Origin of the sequence: Lichenihabitans sp. PAMC28606, from assembly GCF_020616535.1 — a bacterium.
Classification (GTDB): domain Bacteria; phylum Pseudomonadota; class Alphaproteobacteria; order Rhizobiales; family Beijerinckiaceae; genus Lichenihabitans; species Lichenihabitans psoromatis.
The window spans coordinates 3,753,186-3,774,328 of the sequence record NZ_CP085136.1; the positions used below are offsets into that span (position 1 = coordinate 3,753,186).

At 63.1% G+C, this 21,143-nt stretch carries 21 protein-coding genes and 1 tRNA gene; 14 read left to right on the forward strand and 8 right to left on the reverse strand.

Annotated elements, in window-relative coordinates:
- Positions 1-114: 114 nt before the first annotated feature.
- From LGH83_RS17700 to rplU, 3 genes are all read right to left on the reverse strand, one after another.
- Complete coding sequence (locus tag LGH83_RS17700; protein ID WP_227399763.1) at positions 115-756, reverse strand: GNAT family N-acetyltransferase; 642 nt, start codon at positions 754-756, stop codon at positions 115-117.
- A gap of 227 nt (positions 757-983) precedes the next feature.
- A complete protein-coding gene (gene rpmA / locus LGH83_RS17705) occupies positions 984-1,253 on the reverse strand; it encodes a 50S ribosomal protein L27 (protein WP_227399764.1) in 270 nt (89 codons plus the stop codon).
- Between the two features lie 83 nt (positions 1,254-1,336).
- Complete coding sequence (rplU, locus tag LGH83_RS17710) at positions 1,337-1,714, reverse strand: 50S ribosomal protein L21 (RefSeq protein ID WP_131194550.1); 378 nt, start codon at positions 1,712-1,714, stop codon at positions 1,337-1,339.
- A gap of 328 nt (positions 1,715-2,042) precedes the next feature.
- Between rplU and LGH83_RS17715 the strand changes: the two genes are divergently transcribed.
- Positions 2,043-2,132, forward strand: a tRNA-Ser gene (locus LGH83_RS17715).
- Positions 2,133-2,352: 220 nt separating this feature from the next.
- Here LGH83_RS17715 and LGH83_RS17720 read toward each other — a convergent pair.
- The gene (locus LGH83_RS17720; RefSeq protein ID WP_131196064.1) at positions 2,353-2,553 is read right to left on the reverse strand and encodes a hypothetical protein; all 201 of its coding nucleotides are present in this window, start codon (positions 2,551-2,553) and stop codon (positions 2,353-2,355) included.
- A gap of 372 nt (positions 2,554-2,925) precedes the next feature.
- Between LGH83_RS17720 and LGH83_RS17725 the strand changes: the two genes are divergently transcribed.
- The 6 genes from LGH83_RS17725 to LGH83_RS17750 all read left to right on the forward strand — a co-directional run bounded on the left by LGH83_RS17725 (position 2,926) and on the right by LGH83_RS17750 (position 8,700).
- Entirely contained in the window at positions 2,926-3,948 is a 1,023-nt protein-coding gene (locus tag LGH83_RS17725; RefSeq protein WP_227399765.1) for an ABC transporter substrate-binding protein, read from the forward strand.
- Between the two features lie 78 nt (positions 3,949-4,026).
- Entirely contained in the window at positions 4,027-5,508 is a 1,482-nt protein-coding gene (locus tag LGH83_RS17730; RefSeq protein ID WP_227399766.1) for a sugar ABC transporter ATP-binding protein, read from the forward strand.
- A gap of 71 nt (positions 5,509-5,579) precedes the next feature.
- A complete protein-coding gene (locus tag LGH83_RS17735) occupies positions 5,580-6,485 on the forward strand; it encodes an ABC transporter permease (protein WP_227401908.1) in 906 nt (301 codons plus the stop codon).
- A 2-nt stretch (positions 6,486-6,487) separates the two neighbouring features.
- A complete protein-coding gene (locus LGH83_RS17740; protein ID WP_227401909.1) occupies positions 6,488-7,432 on the forward strand; it encodes an ABC transporter permease in 945 nt (314 codons plus the stop codon).
- 187 nt (positions 7,433-7,619) lie between these two features.
- A complete protein-coding gene (locus tag LGH83_RS17745) occupies positions 7,620-8,402 on the forward strand; it encodes a hypothetical protein (protein WP_227399767.1) in 783 nt (260 codons plus the stop codon).
- Between the two features lie 76 nt (positions 8,403-8,478).
- Positions 8,479-8,700 (forward strand): hypothetical protein, encoded by a 222-nt coding sequence (locus tag LGH83_RS17750; protein WP_227399768.1) that lies wholly within the window; start codon positions 8,479-8,481, stop codon positions 8,698-8,700.
- On the opposite strand, the gene LGH83_RS17755 is transcribed toward LGH83_RS17750, so the two are convergent.
- Together LGH83_RS17755 and LGH83_RS17760 are read right to left on the reverse strand one after the other, a co-directional pair.
- Positions 8,697-9,107, reverse strand: a complete 411-nt coding sequence (locus LGH83_RS17755) for a thiol-disulfide oxidoreductase DCC family protein (RefSeq protein WP_227399769.1) — start codon at positions 9,105-9,107, stop codon at positions 8,697-8,699. The two genes, LGH83_RS17750 and LGH83_RS17755, sit on opposite strands and share 4 nt — an antisense overlap.
- Positions 9,108-9,267: 160 nt before the next feature.
- A complete protein-coding gene (locus LGH83_RS17760) occupies positions 9,268-12,636 on the reverse strand; it encodes an autotransporter domain-containing protein (RefSeq protein WP_227399770.1) in 3,369 nt (1,122 codons plus the stop codon).
- 469 nt (positions 12,637-13,105) lie between these two features.
- On the opposite strand from LGH83_RS17760, the gene LGH83_RS17765 reads away from it, so the two are divergent.
- Positions 13,106-14,383 (forward strand): hemolysin family protein, encoded by a 1,278-nt coding sequence (locus tag LGH83_RS17765; protein ID WP_227399771.1) that lies wholly within the window; start codon positions 13,106-13,108, stop codon positions 14,381-14,383.
- A 28-nt stretch (positions 14,384-14,411) separates the two neighbouring features.
- On the opposite strand, the gene LGH83_RS17770 is transcribed toward LGH83_RS17765, so the two are convergent.
- Positions 14,412-14,837: an OsmC family protein gene (locus LGH83_RS17770; RefSeq protein ID WP_227399772.1), complete on the reverse strand. Its 426-nt coding sequence runs from the start codon at positions 14,835-14,837 to the stop codon at positions 14,412-14,414.
- A 179-nt stretch (positions 14,838-15,016) separates the two neighbouring features.
- On the opposite strand from LGH83_RS17770, the gene LGH83_RS17775 reads away from it, so the two are divergent.
- A complete protein-coding gene (locus LGH83_RS17775) occupies positions 15,017-16,456 on the forward strand; it encodes an FAD/NAD(P)-binding protein (protein WP_227399773.1) in 1,440 nt (479 codons plus the stop codon).
- Between the two features lie 115 nt (positions 16,457-16,571).
- Entirely contained in the window at positions 16,572-17,744 is a 1,173-nt protein-coding gene (locus LGH83_RS17780; protein WP_227399774.1) for a zinc-dependent alcohol dehydrogenase, read from the forward strand.
- A 98-nt stretch (positions 17,745-17,842) separates the two neighbouring features.
- Here LGH83_RS17780 and LGH83_RS17785 read toward each other — a convergent pair whose 3' ends face one another.
- A complete protein-coding gene (locus LGH83_RS17785; protein ID WP_227399775.1) occupies positions 17,843-18,475 on the reverse strand; it encodes a TetR/AcrR family transcriptional regulator in 633 nt (210 codons plus the stop codon).
- Positions 18,476-18,567: 92 nt separating this feature from the next.
- Between LGH83_RS17785 and LGH83_RS17790 the strand changes: the two genes are divergently transcribed.
- The 4 genes from LGH83_RS17790 to LGH83_RS17805 all read left to right on the forward strand — a co-directional run bounded on the left by LGH83_RS17790 (position 18,568) and on the right by LGH83_RS17805 (position 21,112).
- A complete protein-coding gene (locus LGH83_RS17790; protein WP_227399776.1) occupies positions 18,568-19,314 on the forward strand; it encodes an SDR family oxidoreductase in 747 nt (248 codons plus the stop codon).
- Between the two features lie 46 nt (positions 19,315-19,360).
- The gene (locus LGH83_RS17795) at positions 19,361-19,867 is read left to right on the forward strand and encodes a hypothetical protein (protein ID WP_227399777.1); all 507 of its coding nucleotides are present in this window, start codon (positions 19,361-19,363) and stop codon (positions 19,865-19,867) included.
- Positions 19,868-19,884: 17 nt separating this feature from the next.
- Positions 19,885-20,586, forward strand: a complete 702-nt coding sequence (locus LGH83_RS17800; RefSeq protein ID WP_227399778.1) for an SDR family NAD(P)-dependent oxidoreductase — start codon at positions 19,885-19,887, stop codon at positions 20,584-20,586.
- 337 nt (positions 20,587-20,923) lie between these two features.
- On the forward strand, positions 20,924-21,112 hold the full coding sequence (locus tag LGH83_RS17805; protein WP_227399779.1) for a hypothetical protein: 189 nt from the start codon (positions 20,924-20,926) through the stop codon (positions 21,110-21,112).
- The last annotated feature ends 31 nt before the right edge of the window (positions 21,113-21,143 follow it).

Genomic DNA, 21,143 nt, shown 5'->3' on the forward strand with positions numbered 1-21,143 from the left:
AAAGACGCCGTACGTACCGAGTGGGCTCGGTTACGGCGGAAATCTCGGATGTGTGCCTTGATGGCGACGCTGTTGGCGGTAAGGCGGCGGAGCATGTCGGCTCCGCCGTGTGTTTCACACGCGATCGATGTCGGGCACCGCGGGGACCAGAACCGCTTGGGGGCGCGGCTCGAGACGGGGCATGCGCCACTGTTTGAGGCTCACCCAGGTGCGGCGGCTCAACCGGAACCGATCCGACGAGATCATACCCTCGCGGGCCGGGGCATGTTGAAGAGCCGTGCCCTCGTAAGCGAAACCACTTTTTTCGAGCACGCGCCGCGCCGCCGAGTTGATGACACGGCATGAGGCCTCGAGTGCGGTTACGGACGACAGCATGAAGGCCGTATCGATCATCGCCTGCGCGGCTTCGGTCGCGAGACCCTGGCCGGCATGGGTGGGCGATAGAACGAAGCCAAGCGCCAACCCGGTCGGGATGGGATCGAGCCCGATCAGTCCGATCGGCTGCCGATCGTCTCCGGTCTTGGTCAGCAGAAGCTTCAGACCTAAGCCGGAGCCGTTTTTGCTGCGCCAGCCATCAATGCGTTTTGCCGCCTCGGCCTTGGGGTAGGGGTGTGGAATATGGGCCGTCATCTCGGCCACGTCTTTATGGCTGGCAAAGGTCGTCACGGCATCGGCATCCGCGACTTCGGGCCAACGCAGCCACAAACGCCGGGTTTCTAGCCGGAAAACATCGTCCCGTGTGAGTTCGGGAAACATGCCAAGCTCCCAGTCCTGAAGGGCCCGCCGCGCGGTGCCCCGGAAACGACGAAGGGGAGGTGACACCCACCTCCCCTTTGCCGTTCCTTGCGGACGGTGCCCTCGAGGGCCTGGACTTGCTCGCTCATCGGATGCCATCAGGCACCAAAGAGCGGTTCTGCTCGCCTGAGAAGAACCTAGTCCACCGGGGTTTTGAGTGCCGGTGGGGTCCTTCGTCAGGCTCCCACCTATTCGGCTGCGTTGGCGAGCGGCAGGACCGCTACATAGGCGCGACCATTGCCTTTCGTTTGGAATTCTACTTTGCCGTCGGTCAGGGCAAAGAGCGTGTGGTCTTTGCCCTGACCGACATTGGCGCCGGGATGCCACTTCGTGCCGCGTTGGCGCACGATAATGTTGCCGCCGAGCACAGCTTCGCCGCCGAATTTCTTCACGCCCAGACGACGGCCGTCTGAGTCACGACCGTTGCGGGACGAGCCGCCTGCTTTTTTGTGAGCCATTGTGGTGCTCCGAAATCTTCGATAGTGCGACCGGCGAAACCGGCCTCGAATGAAACGGGCCGCAGCATGCTGCAGCCGATGGATCAGCCTGCCGCGGTTTCCGCGACGGGAGCCGCCGGAGCAGCCGCCTTAGCCGGGCGTCGCGATTGGCCGCCGACCAGGATATCCGTGATCCGGACGATCGTCAGGTCCTGGCGATGGCCGCGCTTGCGACGCGAATTCTTGCGGCGGCGCTTCTTGAACGCGATCACTTTCGGGCCGCGATCGTGCTCGACGATCTGGGCCGAAACGCTCGCGCCCTCAACCAGAGGCGCGCCGATCTCGACCGTCTCGCCGTCGAAGAAGCTCAACACTTCGAACGACACCGTGTCGCCCGCTTCACCCGCGAGGGTCATGACCGTAATCTTGTCGTCGGCGGTAACGCGATACTGCTTACCGCCGGTCTTGATAACTGCGAACATCGTTTTCCTCGTGTTCAATCCCGATACTCCGAGCGACATGCCCGTGATCGGCTTCTTTGCAGTGGACCAGCAATGGGTGCCCCAAGCTCGCATCCTCGACTTCGGCCGAATGAACGGGAACGAAGGATTGGACAGGGTGCGGCGAAGCCGCAACTTGGTGCAAGGGTCGCATAGGCTCCGATGACCCGTCTGTCAAGCGTTTGACACAAATCCCGATCGCGCGGTCGATCCAACATGCGAGGCCCGATCGCGCGTCCATGGGTTGTGAAGCCATTCACAGCGTGCTAGGTGCGACCCAACCACGCCGATGTGAACCATCGACGCCCGCGGAGAGGTGGCAGAGTGGTCGAATGCACCGCACTCGAAATGCGGCATAGGTGCAAGCCTATCGGGGGTTCGAATCCCTCCCTCTCCGCCACAATCTGCTCCGATGTCGTCCCTGACGCCTGCCATGTGGGTCAAGACGGGTCGATAGGTCAAACGGATATTGGCCGGTCTGACGGCGTCGCGCTTTTCGCGGCCGCTTCTTTACCTCGCGACCAGACGGGGAGCGTGTCGATCAAGCGGACCGGCATGCTCGTGCGAAGCAGGAGGCGTGAGGTCGAGGTTAGGTCATCGTCGTCTTTTGACGAGGATCATCATGCGGCAGGACGGCGTCTCGCCTCGTCCAGACCCTTGCTCGGTTCAGCGGTGTCGCGGGTCCGTGCGGCTTGGAGCAAGCGCTCCGTGACCCGATCGGCCCGCGCCGCGATCGTTCCGAGGCTCAGCATTCCGACCGTCACCACGCCATAGCCGGCGGCCACGACGAGAAAGGGCGTGCTGGTCAGGAAGGCGATCATGCGGAATCTCCAGCTTGCGGGACGAGCACGAGGGAGAGGCGGGATGGCTCAAGCCAGCGATCCCCATCGCGCAGTTTCGCTCGAGAGTGAGCGCTAAAATCCTTTGGATTTTCACCCGCGATTGCTTCAATTTTGCCGAATGCCGATCTTTCCGGAGCGTAATCGAGCTGTTCGACTCGATGCGGGCGTGGATTGCTTGCCGCGTTAAAGCGCATCTCTCAGGCGAACGCGCGTTAAGTCACAGGAAAACTGCGCCAAAGCGATGGCCGTGCGGCCATTGATTGGTATGATGACGCATCCCCGCAGCCGGTCATCCGAGCCATGGGGCAAGAGACGCACGGGCCCGAGAGCCCGACTTTGGGAGGAATGTTGATGCGTGTCCTAACTTATGCAGTGCTGATGACAGCGACGATGCTGTCGACCTCGCTTCCGGCCAAGGCCGATACGGCCGATATGAAGATCGCCTTTTCCAACAATTATGCTGGCAATTCCTGGCGTCAGGCGATGTTGAAGAGCTATGGCGCCGTGGTGCAAAAGGCTGTCGACGACAAGATCGTCGGGGCCGCCGACATTTTCACCACCGCCGACAAGGAAGTGCCGACCCAGGCGGCGCAAATCCAGAACCTGATCCTCCAGGGCTACAATGCCATCGTGATCAACGCGGCGTCGCCCGAAGCGTTGAACGGCGCCGTCAAACAGGCGTGCGACGCCGGCATCGTCGTCGTGTCCTTCGATGGGACCGTGACCGAACCCTGCGCCTATCGGGTGACGGTCGACTATCGCGCACTTGCGGCGCATCAGATCGACTATATGGCCGAGCGGCTGCCCAAAGGCGGCAACCTGCTCGAGATCCGCGGTGTCGCGGGAACCTCGGTGGACGATGATTTCCACAACGGCTTCCTCGATGGATTGAAGAAACATCCCGAGTTCAAAGTGGTGAATGCTGTCGAAGGCGATTGGGACGAAACGACGGCCCAGAAGGCGGTCAGCACCGTGTTGCCGTCTTTGCCGGAGATTGTCGGCGTCGTCGACCAGGGCGGCGATGGTTACGGAGCCGCGCAAGCCTTCAACACGGCTGGACGGCCCACCCCGATCATCATCATGGGCAATCGGCAGGATGAACTCGCCTGGTGGGTGCAGCAGAAAAAGGCGAATGGCTACGCGACGTGGTCGGCGTCCAGCGCGCCCGGTGTCTCGAGCCTCGCGTTTTGGGTCGCTCAGCAGGTGCTGAATGGGGATAAGACCATTCCGCACGATTTGACCGACCCCTATCTCGCCTTCACCCAGGACACGGTCGATGCGGCTTTGCCGAAGATCCCTGTCGGCGGTGTCGCGACGGTCGAATATAGTCAGGCCGATGCCAAGGCGATCATCGAAGCCAGCAAGAAGAAGTAACCGCGCTGGTTCGCCATCCTGCGCCGGAGGGCGCAGGATGGCGACGTCGGGTCGATAACTGGTTTGATTGGGTCTTTGATGGTGCTGCATGCAACGACGATCGCGCTCACGGGTGCGCGGAAAACCTTCGGGGCCGTTCATGCGCTCGACGGTGTCGACCTCGCGATTTCGACGCATGAATGCGTCGGCCTGATCGGTCACAATGGCGCCGGCAAATCGACGCTGATGCATGTGCTCGCCGGCACGCTCACCCCCGACGAGGCCACGATCGCGGTGAACGGCGAAACCCTGACGCGCTACGGACTGGAGCCGGCGCGACGGCTCGGTATCCGCTGCGTGTTTCAGGAATTATCGCTCTGTCCCAACCTGACCGTGGCCGAGAATGCCCGCATCATGCACCCGAGCCTGCGCGGTTTCGGATGGCGGCGCCGGGCCGGGGCCCTGATTGCGGCAGCGCTCGATGAGATTTTCCCCGGCCACGCCATCGCGGCCGATGCGATCGTCGGCGACCTATCGATCGGCAAGCGCCAGATGATCGAGATCGCGCGCGCCTTCACGGTCACGACCGTGCCGGTCTCTCTCGTGATCTTGGATGAGCCGACCTCGTCGCTCGATGGTCACACCGCCGGTCAACTATTCGCCTTTCTCAGGCGCTCGGTCGCGAACGGATTGAGCAGCATCCTGATCTCGCACATGCTCGGCGAGATCATCTCGACATCCGACCGGGTCGTCGTCATGCGCGACGGCAGGATCGTGACCAGCGGGCCGACGGCCGCCTTCGATCGCAACAAGCTGGTGGTCGCGATGGGCGGCGCGGAAGCCCATGCGCCCGCCGCTGAAACCGATGCGGATGAGGGTCGGCCCGACGTTGCCGCCCCGACCGGGCCGGTTCAGGTCCGCATCCGTCCGAAGCGACAGCCGAACGATCGCGTCCTCGTGGCACATGAAGGCGAGATCGTCGGGCTGGCCGGTCTTGCCGGGCATGGCCAGACCGATCTTCTGCTGGCGGTCTTCGATGCGGGCAAACGGAGGACAGGGCGGAGCGAGATCAACCAGAAAGTGGCGCTGGTTGCCGGCGATCGGCAAACCGACGGCATCTTTCCGCTGTGGTCCATTACCGAGAATATCGGCGTGCGATCCCTGCCGCGCTTTCGCCGCGGCTTCTTGCTGTCGACCGAGGCGGAGGACGCGCTCGCGGCGGAGTGGCAGAAGCGGATCAAGATCCGCACACCGGACATGCGACATCCCATCCTGTCGCTCTCGGGGGGCAACCAGCAAAAAGCGCTCTTCGCGCGCGCTCTTGGGTCGGATGCCCGGATCGTCCTCATGGATGATCCGATGCGAGGCGTCGATATCGGCACCAAGCTCGACGTCTACGATCTCGTCCGGCAGGAGGCCAAGGCCGGGCGCACCTTCCTCTGGTACACGACCGAGATGGATGAATTGAACCACTGCGACCGCGTCTATGTGTTTCACAACGGCGCCATCGTGGCGGACCTCGCCCGTGCCGACGTCAGCGAGGACAGCATCATCAGCGCCTCTTTTGCCGAAGCCGCCTGATCGTGAGCGTCGCAGCCGATACGGCCTCGCCCACCAGCACCGCTTTGCCGTCATTCAGCCGTCTCTTGCGTATGGCCCTGCCGGCGCTTTCGATGGCGCTGATCGTCCTCGGCATCTGGGCCATGAACTCGCGGGCCATCAGCTATTTTGGCTTCACGCTGATGCTCAATCTCGCTGTGCCGGTCGCCCTCGCCACCGTCGGTCAGATGTTCGTCATGGCGGGCAACGATCTCGATCTATCGATCGGGACGTTCGTTGGCTTCGTGGGCTGCGTCACGGCGACGATCCTGCATGATAATCCAGTCCTGGGTGTCGCGATCCTGGTCGGCTGCATTCTTGTTTATGCCTGTCTTGGAGCGTTGATCCACCTCCGTAATTTACCCTCGATTGTGGTGACGCTCGGGATGTTCTTTGTCTGGCAGGGGCTTGCGATCCTGCTCCTGCCCAAGCCGGGCGGCCACGCCCCCGATTGGCTGAAGAGCCTCATGGCGCTGAAGATCCCGATTGTGCCGTTCCCGATCGTCGCCGCGCTGGTGATCGGCATCGTGGCTTATGTCGGCCTCATGCGGACATCTTATGGGGCGGTGTTGCGCGGCGCCGGTGGTAATCCCGTCGCGGTCGAACGTGCGGGATGGTCGCTCCTCAAAGCCAAGATGGTCTTGTTTGGTCTTACCGGGTTGTGCGGCGTCTTAGCCGGCATGGCCTTGATAGGCCTGACCACCTCGGCGGACGCCAATCTTGGTAACGGCTACACGCTTCTCTCGATTGCGGGCACGATCCTCGGCGGCGGCGAGTTCGTCGGCGGACGCGTCTCGCCGATCGGCGCCGTCATCGGCGCCATGACCCTCACGCTCGCGGGGTCGCTGCTCAATTTCATGCACATCTCGCCGGATTGGCAGGTGGCGGCGCAGGGCGGCATCCTGATCGTCGTGCTTGCGGCGCGCGTCATCATCAATCGAACCGGAACGACCGCGTGAAGATGTCCTTGAAGACGATCCTGGCTCAACCCTGGCTCTGGTCGTTCGTCGGCGCCGTGGCGGTTTGGATCGCCGCGATCCTCTATACCGGCGGCTACGGGGCGGGCGGCATGGTGTCGGCCGGCATCGCGCTCGCGGCCTTTTCGGTGATCGTCGGCACAGCGCAGATGTTCGTCGTCACGCTCGGACCGGGCAATGTCGATCTCTCGCTGCCGGCCAATATCGGGCTCGCCAGCGCTGTCGCCATGAAGGTGATGGGCGGATCGGACGACCGGATCGTGCTGGGCCTCGCTGCCGCCATCGCGGCCGGCATGGCGATCGGCGGAGCCAATTACCTGCTGATCCGACTTCTCCGCATTCCGCCCATCATCGCGACGCTGTCGGCCAGCTTCGTCATCCAGTCGATCGGCATCAGCTATGGTCGCGGCCTGCAGGTCAAACCGCCGCCGGGCTTTGCCGATGCGATGAGTGCGGCGGTCGGCGGCGTGTCGCTGGTCGCGATCGGTGCCGTCTTGTTCAGCCTCGTGATCGCGGTCCTCCTGCACCGCACCGTCTTTGGCCGCTCCGTTGCGGCCATCGGGCAGAACGCCCGGGCGGCTCGCCTCGCCAACCTGCTGGTCGAGCGGATCAGGCTATTGACCTACACTCTGAGCGGCGGCCTCGGCGGCCTCAGCGGGGCGCTTTTGGCGGGCTATTTTCGTGGCTCGTCGCTCGATATTGGCAACGAATATCTCCTCATGTCGATCGCCGTCGTGGTGATTGGCGGGACCTCGGTGGCCGGAGGCAAGGCGAACGTCACGGGCCTGTGGGGCGCCTCGCTCTTTCTCGTCATGCTGCTGACCATGCTCAACACCTACGGGGTCAGCGCCGGCTTGCGCCTGCTGGTCACCGGCCTCGTCATCATCGGCGTGATTGTGGTGGCGGGGGGCCGCCGGACGGCGCGCTAACCCCGACTCACGTGGAAGCGGGGGGGGGGCGACACGCCGCGCGCCGCATCGTCGGACGCCGCGTCATGCTGGCTGCGCCTTCGGTTTGGTGATGCTGCCAAGCTATGCCAGAGAGGCGGCGATCGATCGACTGGAGGCGCCCCATCGCCGACAGCGCGACGGAACGAAGCCCTCTCATGGAACCGAAATGCTGACGATCGTCTGTATGAAATGGGGTCAGACCTTCCTGGCCGAACACGTCAATGGTTTGTATCGGGGCGTTAAGCGACATCTCAAGGAGCCCTTCCGGTTCGTTTGCCTCACGGATGATGCGGCCGGATTGTCGGCTGGGATCGATGCCCGTCCGATTCCCGACCTCGGGCTGCCGCCCGAACGTTGGACATCCGGGTGCTGGCCCAAGCTGTCGGTGTTCATGCCCGGTCTCTTCGATGATGCCAGCCTCGTGATGTATATCGATCTCGACGTCGTGATCCTGGGGTCGCTCAGCATCTTCGTCGATCGGGCGCGTGCGATCCCTGGCCTTCACATCCTGAAGGAATGGAACCCGATGCTCTGGAGCATCCTGCCTGCCGCGCTCAGGCCCGATCGGGGAGCACAGGGGTCTCTCTTTGCCTGGGTCCCGAACCAGCAGCACATCATTTTCAACCGCTTCATGGCCGATCAGGAAGCTGCCTATGCGGTCGGCCACACCGATCAGGGCTTCATCGGTCTTGCGGCGAACAACAAGCATTATTGGCCGAGCGATTGGACCGTCAGCTTCAAACGGACTTGCGTTTGGTATTATCCGCTGAATCTGGTCTTCCGCCGCATCCGACAGCCGAAGCGCGCCCGGGTCGTGATCTTCCACGGCTCTCCGCGTCCCTGGGATCTTCTGGGCGACGCCGCGACGCGTTGGGGCACGTCCCGGAAATTCGGATTTGGTCCAGTGCCGTGGGTCCAGCGCTATTGGGCCGCAGACGCACCGGAGTGAAACACGATCATTTATAACAAAGGCAAATGACGGCTCGGCGTCGGCAGGGTACCGGCGGATCAAAGCGGAGCCGGTCATGAGCCTTTCGGAAGCGGATGAACTACGTCGTCGTCGCCTGTATGACGCAACCTTTGTCAAACAACAGATTGCCGCCTTGGCACCGGCGGCGCGCCTGAGACATGAACGGGAGATCGATTCATACCTTCTGGCCTTGCGATCTTTTGAAAAGGGAGTGGCCGGAACTGATTATCCCCCGCCGCCCGCATTCCTCGAAAAGCGACGATCCGCCGTGACCTAAGCCACTGGTGACTGCGGCCGGTTTGCGGCTGCGGCTCCGTCGAGACGCGTGACAAGTCGTTGTAGTCGTGGCCGAACGCGGAGGAAGATCCGGTAGAGCCGCTCGAGCGCAAACAGCAAAAGCGGCTGGCGTGCCGCAAGCCCGAGAAGCCTCAGCCGTGGAATGGCTCGCCACATGGCCGCGAAGGCGGCCGCACCGGACAGCAGTTGACCGTTTTCCAAGGCATGGAAACGAGCCAGCAGATCAGCTTTGTCGAGCGGGCACGCCGCATCTTGATTCTCTAGATCGACAAACTCGATCGCCGAGCGCGTGTCGAGCCGATGCATCAGCGCAATCTCGCGCCGACATAGCGGGCAGCCGCCGTCATACCAGACCGTTACTTTTTCCATGGTCGTGAGATGGTGCATGGATGCTGCTCGACAATGGCGGCCTGTCGGCGCACCGGACCCGACCCGTGAGCTTACGCATCCCATGCGATCGCGTTCGCTGATGGGGTGACGCAACAGGGCCATCCGAAGATGGCCCCGTTGGCTTTTGAGGTGGCGTTCCGCGAGGCGGACTTCTGGACTACCAGGTGATCTGGAGGCCGCCCTTGCCGCCGTAGCCGCGTTCCCGCGCTGAGAATTCGCCGTCGAAATTGGCGAAGAAGCCGACGCCGTGGCCCATATCGAGTTCGAAGCCCGCCTTGGTCTGTGCCGCATTGGAGGACGGCCGTGCTCCGGACACCAGGAAGGTCGAGCCCGGCAGCGACACGAAGCCGTTCTCGAGATTTCGCTGGGGCGCGAATTCATGCAGGTAGGCAAGGCTGACCATCGGCCGCAGCATCATGCCGGATCCGACCGCATAAGCCGATTCGAACCGCGCGCCGACGAAGACGGGAATGTCAGTCGTGTCCTGCCCGCGATGGTTCAATCCGAAGATGTTGGTCGAGCCGTTGGCATTGCGCTCGGTGAAGCCATCCGTGTGCAATTGCGCGGCCTCGACGGCCACGAAGGGCGTCACCTTCAGGGCCGTAAAGCCACCGAGGCTGCCGTAGTCGAACACCCGGCCGAATTCCGCGCGAGTTCTGATGTCGAGCGAACCGAATGACGCTTTCTCGGTCGCCGCGAAGCCAGTCAGGCCGGCGATCGCACGGGTTGTGTGGTTGGAGAAGGACGAGACCGTCACGGAATTCGATCCGTAATAGGGCCCGAAATTGACGAGGCTGTAGACGCCGCCATGGAAGCCGGTGACGTCGCCGGAGGTCGATCGCGAGCGGACATTGAAGCTCGAGTCGCTCCCGCCCACCGCGGCGCCGATCAGGATGTTGGGATGGACCTGATAGTCGAGGCCTAAGACGCCGCCGCGATAATCGCCGGTTTCGCTCGCGATATTGGCATTGCCGGTGAGCGAGACGCCACCGCCGAAGCCGGTCGACCAGACCCGGTAGGTGCGCGGCGGCGGCAGTTTACGATCGAGGACGATCGGCGATGTGATCGGGCTTGCCGGCGCGTAACCGAGGACGCCTGGCGGCAGGCTCGCCCCCATGGTGATGCTGTTGACGGCCCCGAGACCGCCGGTCAGCAAGGACGTCGCCTGATCATTGATGACGCCGGAGAAGACGTGGGCGGCCCGGATCCCGGCGTTTTCCGTCGCGACCAACCCCTCGCCCGAGAGGCTGTCGAAGGCCGTGCGGGCCTCCTGCGTGCTGCGGAGGCCGAAGACCGCGTTGAGAAGGGCGCCGCCGGCCCCGCTCGTCGGCTGCCGCGAGGTGTTGCTCAGCGTCTGTGCCACGGCGAGTTGGTTGGGCGTCGCGGCCGCTGCATTGAAGCTGACGTTGTTGCGGTTGAGCGAGACGAAGACGTCGTTGGCGTCATAGGACAGGGCTGCCGTCAGAAATGGCAGATTTGTGCTGGCAGTCGCGAAGGTTCCGGTGACGCTCGATGCCGTGAGGATCTTGTAATTGACATAAGGCAAGAACGATCCGGTCGGCGCCGCCTGGACCGCGACCGTGCCGCCCGTGATCGTGGCCGCGCCAGTCGCGACGACTGAACTGGCTTGGCTCGGGGTCGCCGCAATCGCGAGTGTCGATCCGGAGGCGAACTGCAAGGCGCCGGCGACGTTCAGCGTGGTCGCCGCAACCGATGTCGTTCCGGCCAGCAACGCGGTCTGCGCCACGAGGCTTCCGGGTGCGAGCGTTCCGCCGGCATTGACCTGGACCGCACCCACCGTACCCGACCCGGCGAGCGTGCCGGTCGCGTTCACGGTCGAGGGCGAGACGATCGATCCTGCAACCTCCAATGTGCCGCCGTTGATGATTGTCGGACCCGCATAGGTGTTCTTGCCGGTCAGCGTCAGCCGGCCCGTGCCGCCCAAGGTCAGGCCACCGGCGCCGCCGATGTCGTTGTTGTAGGAGTCACTCGCGTAATAGCCGCCGAGCGACGCATCCATCGTGATGGCGGTCTGCCCGTTGAAGGCGCCATAGCCGTCATAGGCGGCATAGAGGTTCAGGCGCCCCCAATTGTCGTAGGTGTTGCCGCTGAGCAGCGGATAACCCGACGGCAGGCCGGTGGTGGCCAGGATCTCGATCCGCTGTGCATCGGTGAGATAGGGGAAGCGCGTCAGCAACAGGACCTGGGCCTGGATCGGAACCTGCGAGGCCAGGAGCGGCGTGCTCGGTCCAATTGGCGTGAACCCATAGGTCAATTCCGCCGTGTAAGCCGCCTTGTTGGCGGCAGCATTGCCGAACGGATCGCTGGCGTTCGCGCCCGACGCCTGGGCGGCCTGAATGCAGGCCGCGACACTCGTGGTTCCGCACGCGCTGCTGAGGTAAGCTTGGGTCGATTGCACGGCCTGATAGGTCGCATAGGCCGCGGTATTGGCCGGGTTGGTCCAATCCACACGATTGCCGTTCGCATCGTAGAGCGTCGCATAGATGTTGGTGGCGGCCAGCGCCGTCGCCTCCATGCGGCCGCCGATCACGTCCAGCGGTGAATGCATTCCGGCCAGGATACGGTCGTTGCCGAGGTCGGCCGCGCGGGTCAGGAGTTCCTGCCCTTGTTGCGGAATCAGGAAGGCGAGGCCGAGAGCCTGCAACTCGCCCGAGTTGGTGTGGCCGCTCGGGAAAGCACCATCGGCATAGGGGTTGGTCGAGTTGATGACCTGATAAAGCGGGGATGGGATGTTCACGGCCGTGCTGACGCGATACGGGCGCGGAGCGGTGCCGATCCCCGGCACGTAGGCGCCGACCCCGAAGGTTGCGTTGATCAGATTGCCACTGGCGTCGAAGGTGCCGAGATTGGGGGCGGTCAGCGGTTTGCCGCCATTCGCGTCGATCATGGCCTGTGTGACCGTGAAACCTTTGACCCAATTTGCCGTGGTCCCGTACGGCGCCGGAACCGTGAACGACGAGAGATAGCTCGGCACGACGAAATTCGCGGTGTCGGCGGTGCTCAGTCCCTTGGGATTTGTGCTGACGTTATAGTTGGCGTAACGCGCATCGAGAGGATTGATGGCCGGATTGGCGCCCTGGTAGCGCTCGAAGATCCGCTTCGGCGGCTCGGTCGAGGAGTTGTTCCGGACGACGTTGTTGATGAAGTTGACCGCATTGGCGAGCGGCGTCGCCGTGCCATTGGAGAAGGTCGCTGAACCGGCGCTCGCGCCGTTCAGAAAGTTGATGTTGTTCTGATAATCCGCCAGCGTCGAGGTCGCGTAGGTGGTCGGCGTCAAACCGGCGGGGGTCACGCCCGAGGCGGACGCGGCTGCACCGGTCAGATACAGGGACGTCAGCGCGCCGAGGCCATTTTGAATGCTGTAGGGCTGCGCCGTCCGGTCGTCGTGCAAAGCCTTGAGGGTTTGGTCGGCCGTGCGATTTTGCGTCATGGTCACGACGGTCTGATAATTCTGGACCATCACGGCTGGATTATTCTGCATCAGCACAGCGTAATCGTCCAGCACCCCGGCAATCTGGCTGCCAACACTTGCAGTCGAGCTGTTCGTGAAGTTGACGGGCGGCGACGTCGGGACTTGCTGAGCGTGGGAATATGTTCCACTTAGAAGAACCGTTGCTATTGCTATACTCGACGTTGTGGCTTGGAATCGCATCGTTTCGGCCCTAGTGAACTCGGACGGTGCACTAACGCAATTTTTCGACACGATTTCGTAATAATTTTGCCCCAGACCAAATCGTCAGATGAATTGTATTTTTGCAACATCGTGACGGTTCTTCAAATAAACCGTGACACCGATGTGACCATATTCATCGACCCTGGTCGACGCACGACAGTCCGTCATGTGCCGGCGACAGCGGGCATGACGGGCTCGGTGCGGCTGCTTGACGGGTCGGGCCGGGCCAACCATGGTGACGGGGTCTATCTCGCGGAAGGAGAGGGTCCGGCCGCTTTGACGCGAACCGGCCTGATTGCCAGTGTTCGAACTCGTCGTTGCGGTTTTTCTCATTCTGTTGAACGGGGTCTTTGCCCTGTCTGAATTGGCGGTCGTTTCGGCCCGGAAGGGTCGCCTTCGAGCTCTGGCGGAAGAAGGCCGGACCGGGGCCCGTGCTGCTTTGAGCCTCGCCGACAATCCCGGTAAGTTTCTCTCGACGGTTCAGATCGGCATCACGCTCATCGGCATTCTGGCCGGCGCATTTTCGGGTGCGGCCCTCGGCGGACGTCTGACCGATATGCTGCTCGATCGGGGCGCGCCGCTGTGGCTTGCGGAACCGTTTGGTTACGGTGTCGTCATCGTGGTCATCACCTATCTGTCGGTGGTGATCGGCGAGCTCGTCCCGAAGCAACTCGCGCTACGCAACGCCGAATCCATCGCCTGCCTCGTCGCCCCGCCGATGACGCTCCTGTCCCGCATCGGGGCGCCCCCTGTCTGGCTGCTCGATGCCTCGACCCGATTGGTGTTTCACCTTCTCGGCCAGAAGGCCGCGTCGGATCGAGCCGTGACGGGCGACGAATTGCGCTCGCTCGTGGCGGAGGCGGAGGCGGCCGGCGTGATCGAAAACAGCGAGCGCGACATGATCTCGGGCGTGTTGCGGCTTGGCGATCGGACCGCGCGAAGCCTGATGACCCCGCGGACCGAGGTGGATTGGATCAATCTTGCCGAAAACGAAGGTGTGATCCGGGCCAAGCTCATCGCCAGTCCGCATTCGCGGCTGCCCGTTGGGGAGCGCGGCACCGACGATCTTCTCGGCGTCGTCCAATCGCGTGATGTACTGGCAGCGATTTTGGCCGGGCGCGCGCTCGATCTGCGTGCCTTTCTGCGTACGGCCCCGATCGTGCCTGATTCGATCGATGCTTTGGCGGTGCTCGAGACACTGCGGGCGGCTGAGGTGCCGATGCTGCTGGTGCATGACGAATACGGGCATTTCGAGGGCATCGTGACGCCCGCCGACGTGCTCGAGGCCATTGCGGGCGTGTTCCGTTCGAGCGATGGGGAGGAGGACGAGCAAGCGGTTCAGCGCCAGGACGGCTCATGGCTTCTGGCCGGATCGATGCCTGCCGACGAAATGGCCGAGCGCCTTGGCTTGTCGTTGCCGGAGCGACGTGGGTTCCAGACCGTGGCCGGTCTGGTCATCGCCGAGATGCGTCATCTGCCGAAAACAGGCGAGATCGTCATTGTCGGAGAATGGCGCCTCGAAGTCGTCGATCTCGACGGGCGTCGCGTCGATAAGGTGCTGGCGTCGCGCGTCGGTTGACCGCGCGCGACGGATGGGGCCGCGAGCGTCAGGCGACGAGTTGCGCGTCCATGGTGATGTGGGCTTTCAGGAGCTTCGAAACCGGGCAGCCCGCCTTGGCTTGACCCGCGAGCTCTTCGAACTGGGCTTGATCGATCCCTGGGATTTTGGCCGTCAAGGTCAGGTGGACGGCCGTGATGGCATATCCGTCGCCTTCCTTGTCGAGCGTCACCTCGGCGGTCGTCTCCATCTGGTCGGCTGTGAGGTGGGCCTCACCGAGGATGAGCGACAGCGCCATGGTGAAGCAGCCCGCATGCGCGGCGCCGATGAGTTCCTCGGGATTGGTGCCGGACTTGCCCTCGAAGCGAGCCGCGAAGCCATAGGGGTAATGCGCAAGCGCGCCGCTCTTGGTCGAGATCGCGCCTTTGCCGTCTTTGAGACCGCCCTGCCACACTGCCGAACCTTGCGTTTTCATGGAGTGTCTCCGTTTGTGCTGGTCCGCAAGCTGCGGGGCCTGCAGCAAAAACGAACGACGGTCGGAAAAGATCGGATTGCGACCGATCTGCAGGATCAGTAGTGATCCGAGCTGGAACGCAGGGGCTGAAACGGCTCCATGGCGGGCCACCCGGGATCGAGTAGGAGTGATATCGACCAATGATCGAGCAGCCCGGGCAGATCAGGCCGGCGAGCCAAACCATGCGGTTGATCGTGATCGGTGGCGGCTATACCGGCGCGGCCGTCGTGATCCACGCGATTCGAACGACGTCGAGGCCGCTTCACATCGATCTCGTGGAGCCCCAGGCCGACCTCGGTTTCGGCACGGCTTATGGCACGCTCGATCCGGTGCATCGCATCAACGTGCCGACCAATAAAATGTCCGTGCTTCCCGACGACGTCGATCATCTCACTCGCTGGTTGTTCGATCATCAGGCGTTGCCCGATGCCGCCAGCACGGACCCGCAGGGTCACCACTACGTGCCGCGACACGCCTATGGCCGCTATATCGAGGCGACCCTACGCGAGGCGATCGTCTCCGCGCGTGATCGCGTGAGCTTTCGGCACCACGTCGCGACCGCCTCGGCGGTAGATCCGTCGGATGAGCTCGGCGCGGCCTGGACCGTGACGCTCGCCGGAGAAGCCGAGCCGCTCCAGGGTGATGTCGTCGCTTTATGCACCGGCCACTCTCCCCCGCTGCTGCCTTGCCTCGTGAGCGCGGCCGCGCTGGCCGACCCACGGTTTATCCGCAATCCCTGGCGCCGCGACGCCTTTGCGCCGATCGGACGACTGGACGACGTTCTGATCGTCGGAACCGGATTGAGCATGGCGGATGTGATCGCTTCGCTCGACCGCGCCGGCCATTCTGGCGCCGTGACGGCTGTGTCGCGCCGAGGACTGCTGGCGCTTCCGCATGGCACCTTCGTCGACGGGATCGACTTTCTCGACGGATACGACCTGCCGCAAACCGCGCTCGACCTGCTTCGGCTCGTCCGCCGCCGCATGCGCGACGCCGCTCCGACGCCGGGGTGGCAGGCGATGGCCGATGCGTTTCGATCGCGCCTGCCCGAAATATGGCGTGCTCTGCCCGCCAAGGAGCAAAGACGCGTCGTCCATCGCCTGCTGCCCTTTTGGGAGGTGCACCGCTTTCGTATCGCGCCCCAACCGCATAAGCTGATCGAGCGGCAACGCGAGCTTGGCCGACTGAAACTCGAGCGAGCGAGCCTCGTTGGCATCGATCAGGACGGGGACCGCCTTGTGGCGACATTGAAGCGTCCCGGTCATCGACGAAACGATCGGTCCTTCAACGCCATCGTGCTCTGCACGGGACCCGGCAAAGCGATCGCCGACGTGCCACTTCTGCGCCACCTTCTCGATCACGGGCTCGCGCGGCCCGACGCGATCGGGCAGGGGACCGAGACCGATCTCGGAAGCCGGATTGTCGATTGCGAGGGGCGGCCCCAATCGGGCCTTTTGGCGATCGGGCCGCTCACGCGCGGCAGTTTTGGCGAGATGACCGGGGCACCCGATATCGTGCGTCATATCGCGCGCGTGATGGTTGGGCTGCTCGAGCCGGCGTCCACCGACACGCTGGTCTGAGCGCTCCGTTATCAGACGCTTGAGCCGAGCCCCGCATCCACCAAGCTGAGCCGGAGGAACGGAGCGACAACTCTCGAGTTTTTAGGGTTCCTACCCCAAATCAAGAGATCCCGTCATGAAAGCTCTTTGCTGGCACGGCACCAACGACATCCGGTGCGACACCGTTCCTGATCCGAAAATCGAAGACGCGCGCGACGTCATCATCAAGGTGACGAGCTGTGCGATCTGCGGGTCCGACCTGCATCTCATGGACGGCCTGATGCCGACCATGAAGAGCGGCGACATCCTCGGACATGAGTTCATGGGAGAGGTCGTGGAGACCGGCTCGGCCCATACGAAGTTCAAGAAAGGCGACCGGATCGTCGTTCCGTTCAATATCAATTGCGGCGAGTGCCGTCAGTGCAAGCTCGGCAATTACTCGGTGTGCCAACGCTCGAACCGCAACGCCGCCATGGCGGCCGAGCAGTTCGGCTACACGACCGCAGGCTTGTTCGGCTATTCACATCTGACCGGCGGATATTCCGGCGGGCAAGCCGAATATGTGCGCGTACCGATGGCGGATGTCGCACCGATGAAGGTGCCAGACGGCATGACCGATGAGGAAGTGCTGTTTCTGACCGACATCTTTCCCACGGGATATCAGGGTGCGGAGCATTGCGAGATCAAGGGCGGTGAGATCATCGCGATCTGGGGATGCGGTCCGGTTGGTTTGTTCGCCATCCAATCGGCAAAGGTGTTGGGCGCCGAGCGGATCATCGCGATCGACACCGTCCCCGAGCGGATCGCGATGGCGCGCAAGTCCGGCGCGACCGACATCATCGATTTCGCTCAAGAAGATGTTTACGAGCGCATTGTGGAGATCAGCAAAGGCGAAGGTGCCGATGCGGTGATCGATTGCGTCGGCATGGAAGCGAGCGCCGGTCATGGACAAGCGGGTCTCATGAGCGCCGCCAAAGAGAAGCTGATCCCGTCCGAACGCGTCTATGCGCTGGAGCAAGCCATCAAGGCAGTTCGCCCCTGTGGCATCGTCTCTGTCCCGGGTGTCTATGGTGGCCCCGTGTCGGTCAATATGGGGCAGATCGTGCAGAAGGGTCTGACGCTTCGGAGCGGCCAGACGCATGTGAAGCGTTATCTCGAGCCCCTGACCAAGCTGATCCAAGACAAGAAGGTCGACACGACATCCCTGATCACGCATCGGAGCGACAAGTTGGAGGATGGTCCGGACCTCTACAGCATGTTCAAGGCCAAGAAGGACGGCTGCGTGAAGGTCGTGTTCCACCCGACCTGAACCGATCGATCACGGCGCGGGCAGTCGCCGAGCGCTCGAGTGTTGGTGTTTTGCGAGGCGATGAAGGCTGCTCACCTCGAGCGAGATGCCAACCAGCTTCAAGCGCCCAGCACCGCATTGTCCCGCCGCGACAGGAGCACCACCTCGGCCTCTTCGTCGGCGTCTTGGAGGAGCGTCTCGCGCGACGTGCCGATCCGCGCCCGCATCGAAAGCCCGTGGATAAGATCGAGAACGAGGCTCGCGCGCGGGGCGACGGGGAAATCAGCCGGGATCTCTCCCGCGCTGATCCCCTCGCGGAAACGGCGTTCCACGAGCGCCGCGGTGGCATCAGCCGAGTTCCTTAGGGATAGTCGGACCTCGGCATCGTCGACGAGCGGTGCGATGCAGGCGAGAAGACATCCCGGGGCGGAGCCGTCCTCGGTCGCACTTTCGACGGCATATCGCAGGAGGCCGCCGATCGCGTCACGAAGCGATTGCGGCGTGAGCAGTGCGGCCGCGGCGCGCGTGCCTTTCGTTTCGGCGTAAGACCGGAGGACACGCAAGAACAACGTCCGCTTATCCCCAAAGACGGCATAGAGGCTCGGCCGTCCCACGCCCATTGCGGCAACGAGATCATCGATCGTCACGCCGTCGTAGCCTTTCGACCAGAACACCTGGATCGCCTTGTCCAACGCCTGCTGCTCGTCGAAGCCGCGCGGCCGTCCACGCGGCTTGGCGCTATTTTGAAACATTCAGTTCAAAACTCCTTGCAAGGTCCCGCTAATTTTTGTACCAGACAGTTCTAAATTGTAACACCGCCTTCACATCGCAAGGAGACTACAGCATGCAACAGTATGACGCGAAACGGGCTGTCATCATTGGTGGCACAAGCGGCATTGGGCTCGCGACGGCGAAGATGCTCGTCCAGGGAGGCGCGCGCGTTGTGGTGACGGGGCGTTCGCCGGCCGGCCTGGAGTCGACGCAGAACGAGCTCGGGGCGGCCGGCATCGTGGTGTCGAGCGACGCGCGCTCTTTGACGGATCTTGACGCCCTCGCCTCTCGGGTGAAGTCCGAGTTCGACACCTTCGACCTGCTCTTCGTCAACGCCGGGTTCAGCACCTTCGCGCCTCTCGCGGACACGACCGAGGCGGCCTTCGACGAAATGTTCAACCTGAACGCCAAGGGACCGTTCTTCGCGGTCCAGAAGCTCGGGCCGCTGATCAACCAGGGCGGCGCTGTCGTCCTCACGACCTCGACCGCAAACGTCAAGGGGATGCCGATGATCGCCGCCTATGGTGGGGCTAAGGCCGCGCTGCGATCCTTCGCTCGGACGTTCGCCGCTGAGCTGCTTCCGCGCGGCATTCGCGTTAATGCGGTGTCGCCTGGCCCCATCGAGACGCCGATCATCGGCAAAGCCTTTCCCGATAAAGCAACGGCCGACTACCTCACCGGGCAAATGCGCGATGCCAATCCGATGAAACGCTTCGGAACGCCTGATGAAGTCGCCAAGGCCGTCCTCTTCCTCGCTTTCGACGCGACCTACACGAACGGCCTCGAACTTCCGGTCGATGGGGGCTGGTCGCAGCTTTGAGGGCCTTCGGCCACCGCATGCCGATCGGGTGCAGGGTATCGCTTACATGGAATCGATCGTCATGCCGCTTGAGTGGAGTGACGTCAGCCAATCCATACTTCCTGCCTTCGAGGCGATGCGTTCTCCCGCAGGCGACGCGATGGTCCTGCAGGACAATGTCTTCGTCGAGCAGATCCTGTTCGGAACCATTGGTCGGCCACTCTCCGATGTCGTCAAAGCGGAATATCGCAGACCCTTCCTGAACGCCGGGGAGGATCGGCGGCCGACCCTGAGCTGGCCGCGCCAGATCCCCATTGCGGGTGAACCGGCCGATGTGGCCGAGGCGGTCAAGGCCTATTCGCGATGGCTGGCCACCAGTTCTGTGCCCAAACTCTATGTCCACGCAACGCCGGGCATCGTCGATAGCAGTCCGAATCAGGTCGCCTTCTGCCGGACCTTCCCCAATCAGGAAGAAATCCAGGTGGAGGGAAACCATTTTATTCCCGAGGAGGCCCCCGAAGTTGTCGCTCCGGGCGTTGCCGCCTTTGTCCGCCGCCTTCGCGGCATCGCATAACAAGAGCGAGAAACTCAATGGCCGACTTTCCCTATCGCTGCGCCTTAATCATCGGTGCCGGACCGGGCATCAGCGCTTCGCTTGCGCGGCGCTTGTCGAAGATCGGACTGCACGTCGGCCTCGCCGCTCGCGATGTCGAAAAGCTCAAGCCGCTCGCGGAGGAGACCGGCGCTGCCGTCTTCGCCGTCGACGCCTCCCAGCCGGAGCAAGTGGCAAAGCTGTTCCTCGATATGGAACGTCAGGTCGCGGAGCCCGATATCGTGATTTATAACGCGAGCTCGCGCGTCCCCGGTCCGCTCTCGAGCGTCGATCCCGCCGCGGTCGCGCAGTCCCTTGCTATAACCACGTTCGGCGCATTCTTGGCCGCCCAGCAGGCCGCGAAGCGAATGGAGCCGAAGGGGCGTGGAGCGATCTTCTTCACCGGCGCGAGTGCTGGCATGAAGGGTTTCGCCCAATCGGCGGCGTTCGCGATGGGCAAGTTCGGACTGCGTGGGCTCGCTCAGAGCGCCGCAAGGGAGCTCGGCCCGAAGGGGATCCACGTTGCGCATTTCAACATCGACGGCGGCGTCCGCTCACCGCGCCGACCGGACCCCAGCGATCAGCCTGACAGCACGCTCGATCCCGACGCCATCGCCCAGACGTACATCGACGTCCTCGCGCAGCCGAGAAACGCATGGTCGCATGAAATCGACCTTCGGCCATGGACCGAACGATTCTAGAGGCTGAACCGAATTCATCCATTGGGGCGGAAGATTGCGAGGCTCACGGTCGAGGAGCGGGAGGCCTTTCGTCTCGGGAAGGAGGCGAGAGACACGGGCCACCTCTCATTGCAGCACCGTCGACAAGAAGGACGGCTGCGTGACGACGGAATTCCATCCGACCTGAAACGATCGATCACGGCACGAGGCCGGACGTCTCGCCCGTCTTGCATGGCGCGTCGCGCCCCGACAGTCGCAGGTCGCTGAATAAACATCCCGTTAACGATCGAAGCGCGGAGCTAAACGCGACATATCGCGTTGACGTCCCGAGCTTCATCAAACCTTTCGGGCCTGAGCGATGACCAAGTCACAGACCACCACCTTGTCGTCCGATCGCATTCGCATCGGCGCCGCCGCCTGGGTGCGTCCGAGCATCGCCGATGCGGAGGAAGTGGCTCGCGGGTTTCGCGCCATGCCGCGACCGAGCCCCTCCTATCTCTACCGGCAAGGCCAGGCTCGGTCAGCACCGTCGGCTGCCGTCGCCTAAGCGTCTCTTCGCGCGATCCATCCGGTATCGT

Coding starts and splice junctions, on each gene's coding strand:
- rplU (WP_131194550.1), bottom strand. CDS start 1,714: ATGTTCGCAGTTATCAAGACCGGCGGTAAGCAGTATCGCGTTACCGCC.
- LGH83_RS17735 (WP_227401908.1), top strand. CDS start 5,580: ATGGCCCTGCCGGCGCTTTCGATGGCGCTGATCGTCCTCGGCATCTGG.
- LGH83_RS17795 (WP_227399777.1), top strand. CDS start 19,361: ATGGAATCGATCGTCATGCCGCTTGAGTGGAGTGACGTCAGCCAATCC.
- rpmA (WP_227399764.1), bottom strand. CDS start 1,253: ATGGCTCACAAAAAAGCAGGCGGCTCGTCCCGCAACGGTCGTGACTCA.
- LGH83_RS17745 (WP_227399767.1), top strand. CDS start 7,620: ATGCTGACGATCGTCTGTATGAAATGGGGTCAGACCTTCCTGGCCGAA.
- LGH83_RS17750 (WP_227399768.1), top strand. CDS start 8,479: ATGAGCCTTTCGGAAGCGGATGAACTACGTCGTCGTCGCCTGTATGAC.
- LGH83_RS17700 (WP_227399763.1), bottom strand. CDS start 756: ATGTTTCCCGAACTCACACGGGACGATGTTTTCCGGCTAGAAACCCGG.
- LGH83_RS17730 (WP_227399766.1), top strand. CDS start 4,027: ATGGTGCTGCATGCAACGACGATCGCGCTCACGGGTGCGCGGAAAACC.
- LGH83_RS17770 (WP_227399772.1), bottom strand. CDS start 14,837: ATGAAAACGCAAGGTTCGGCAGTGTGGCAGGGCGGTCTCAAAGACGGC.
- LGH83_RS17785 (WP_227399775.1), bottom strand. CDS start 18,475: ATGTTTCAAAATAGCGCCAAGCCGCGTGGACGGCCGCGCGGCTTCGAC.
- LGH83_RS17775 (WP_227399773.1), top strand. CDS start 15,017: ATGATCGAGCAGCCCGGGCAGATCAGGCCGGCGAGCCAAACCATGCGG.
- LGH83_RS17755 (WP_227399769.1), bottom strand. CDS start 9,107: ATGCACCATCTCACGACCATGGAAAAAGTAACGGTCTGGTATGACGGC.
- LGH83_RS17780 (WP_227399774.1), top strand. CDS start 16,572: ATGAAAGCTCTTTGCTGGCACGGCACCAACGACATCCGGTGCGACACC.
- LGH83_RS17800 (WP_227399778.1), top strand. CDS start 19,885: ATGGCCGACTTTCCCTATCGCTGCGCCTTAATCATCGGTGCCGGACCG.
- LGH83_RS17790 (WP_227399776.1), top strand. CDS start 18,568: ATGCAACAGTATGACGCGAAACGGGCTGTCATCATTGGTGGCACAAGC.
- LGH83_RS17720 (WP_131196064.1), bottom strand. CDS start 2,553: ATGATCGCCTTCCTGACCAGCACGCCCTTTCTCGTCGTGGCCGCCGGC.
- LGH83_RS17805 (WP_227399779.1), top strand. CDS start 20,924: ATGACCAAGTCACAGACCACCACCTTGTCGTCCGATCGCATTCGCATC.
- LGH83_RS17740 (WP_227401909.1), top strand. CDS start 6,488: ATGTCCTTGAAGACGATCCTGGCTCAACCCTGGCTCTGGTCGTTCGTC.
- LGH83_RS17725 (WP_227399765.1), top strand. CDS start 2,926: ATGCGTGTCCTAACTTATGCAGTGCTGATGACAGCGACGATGCTGTCG.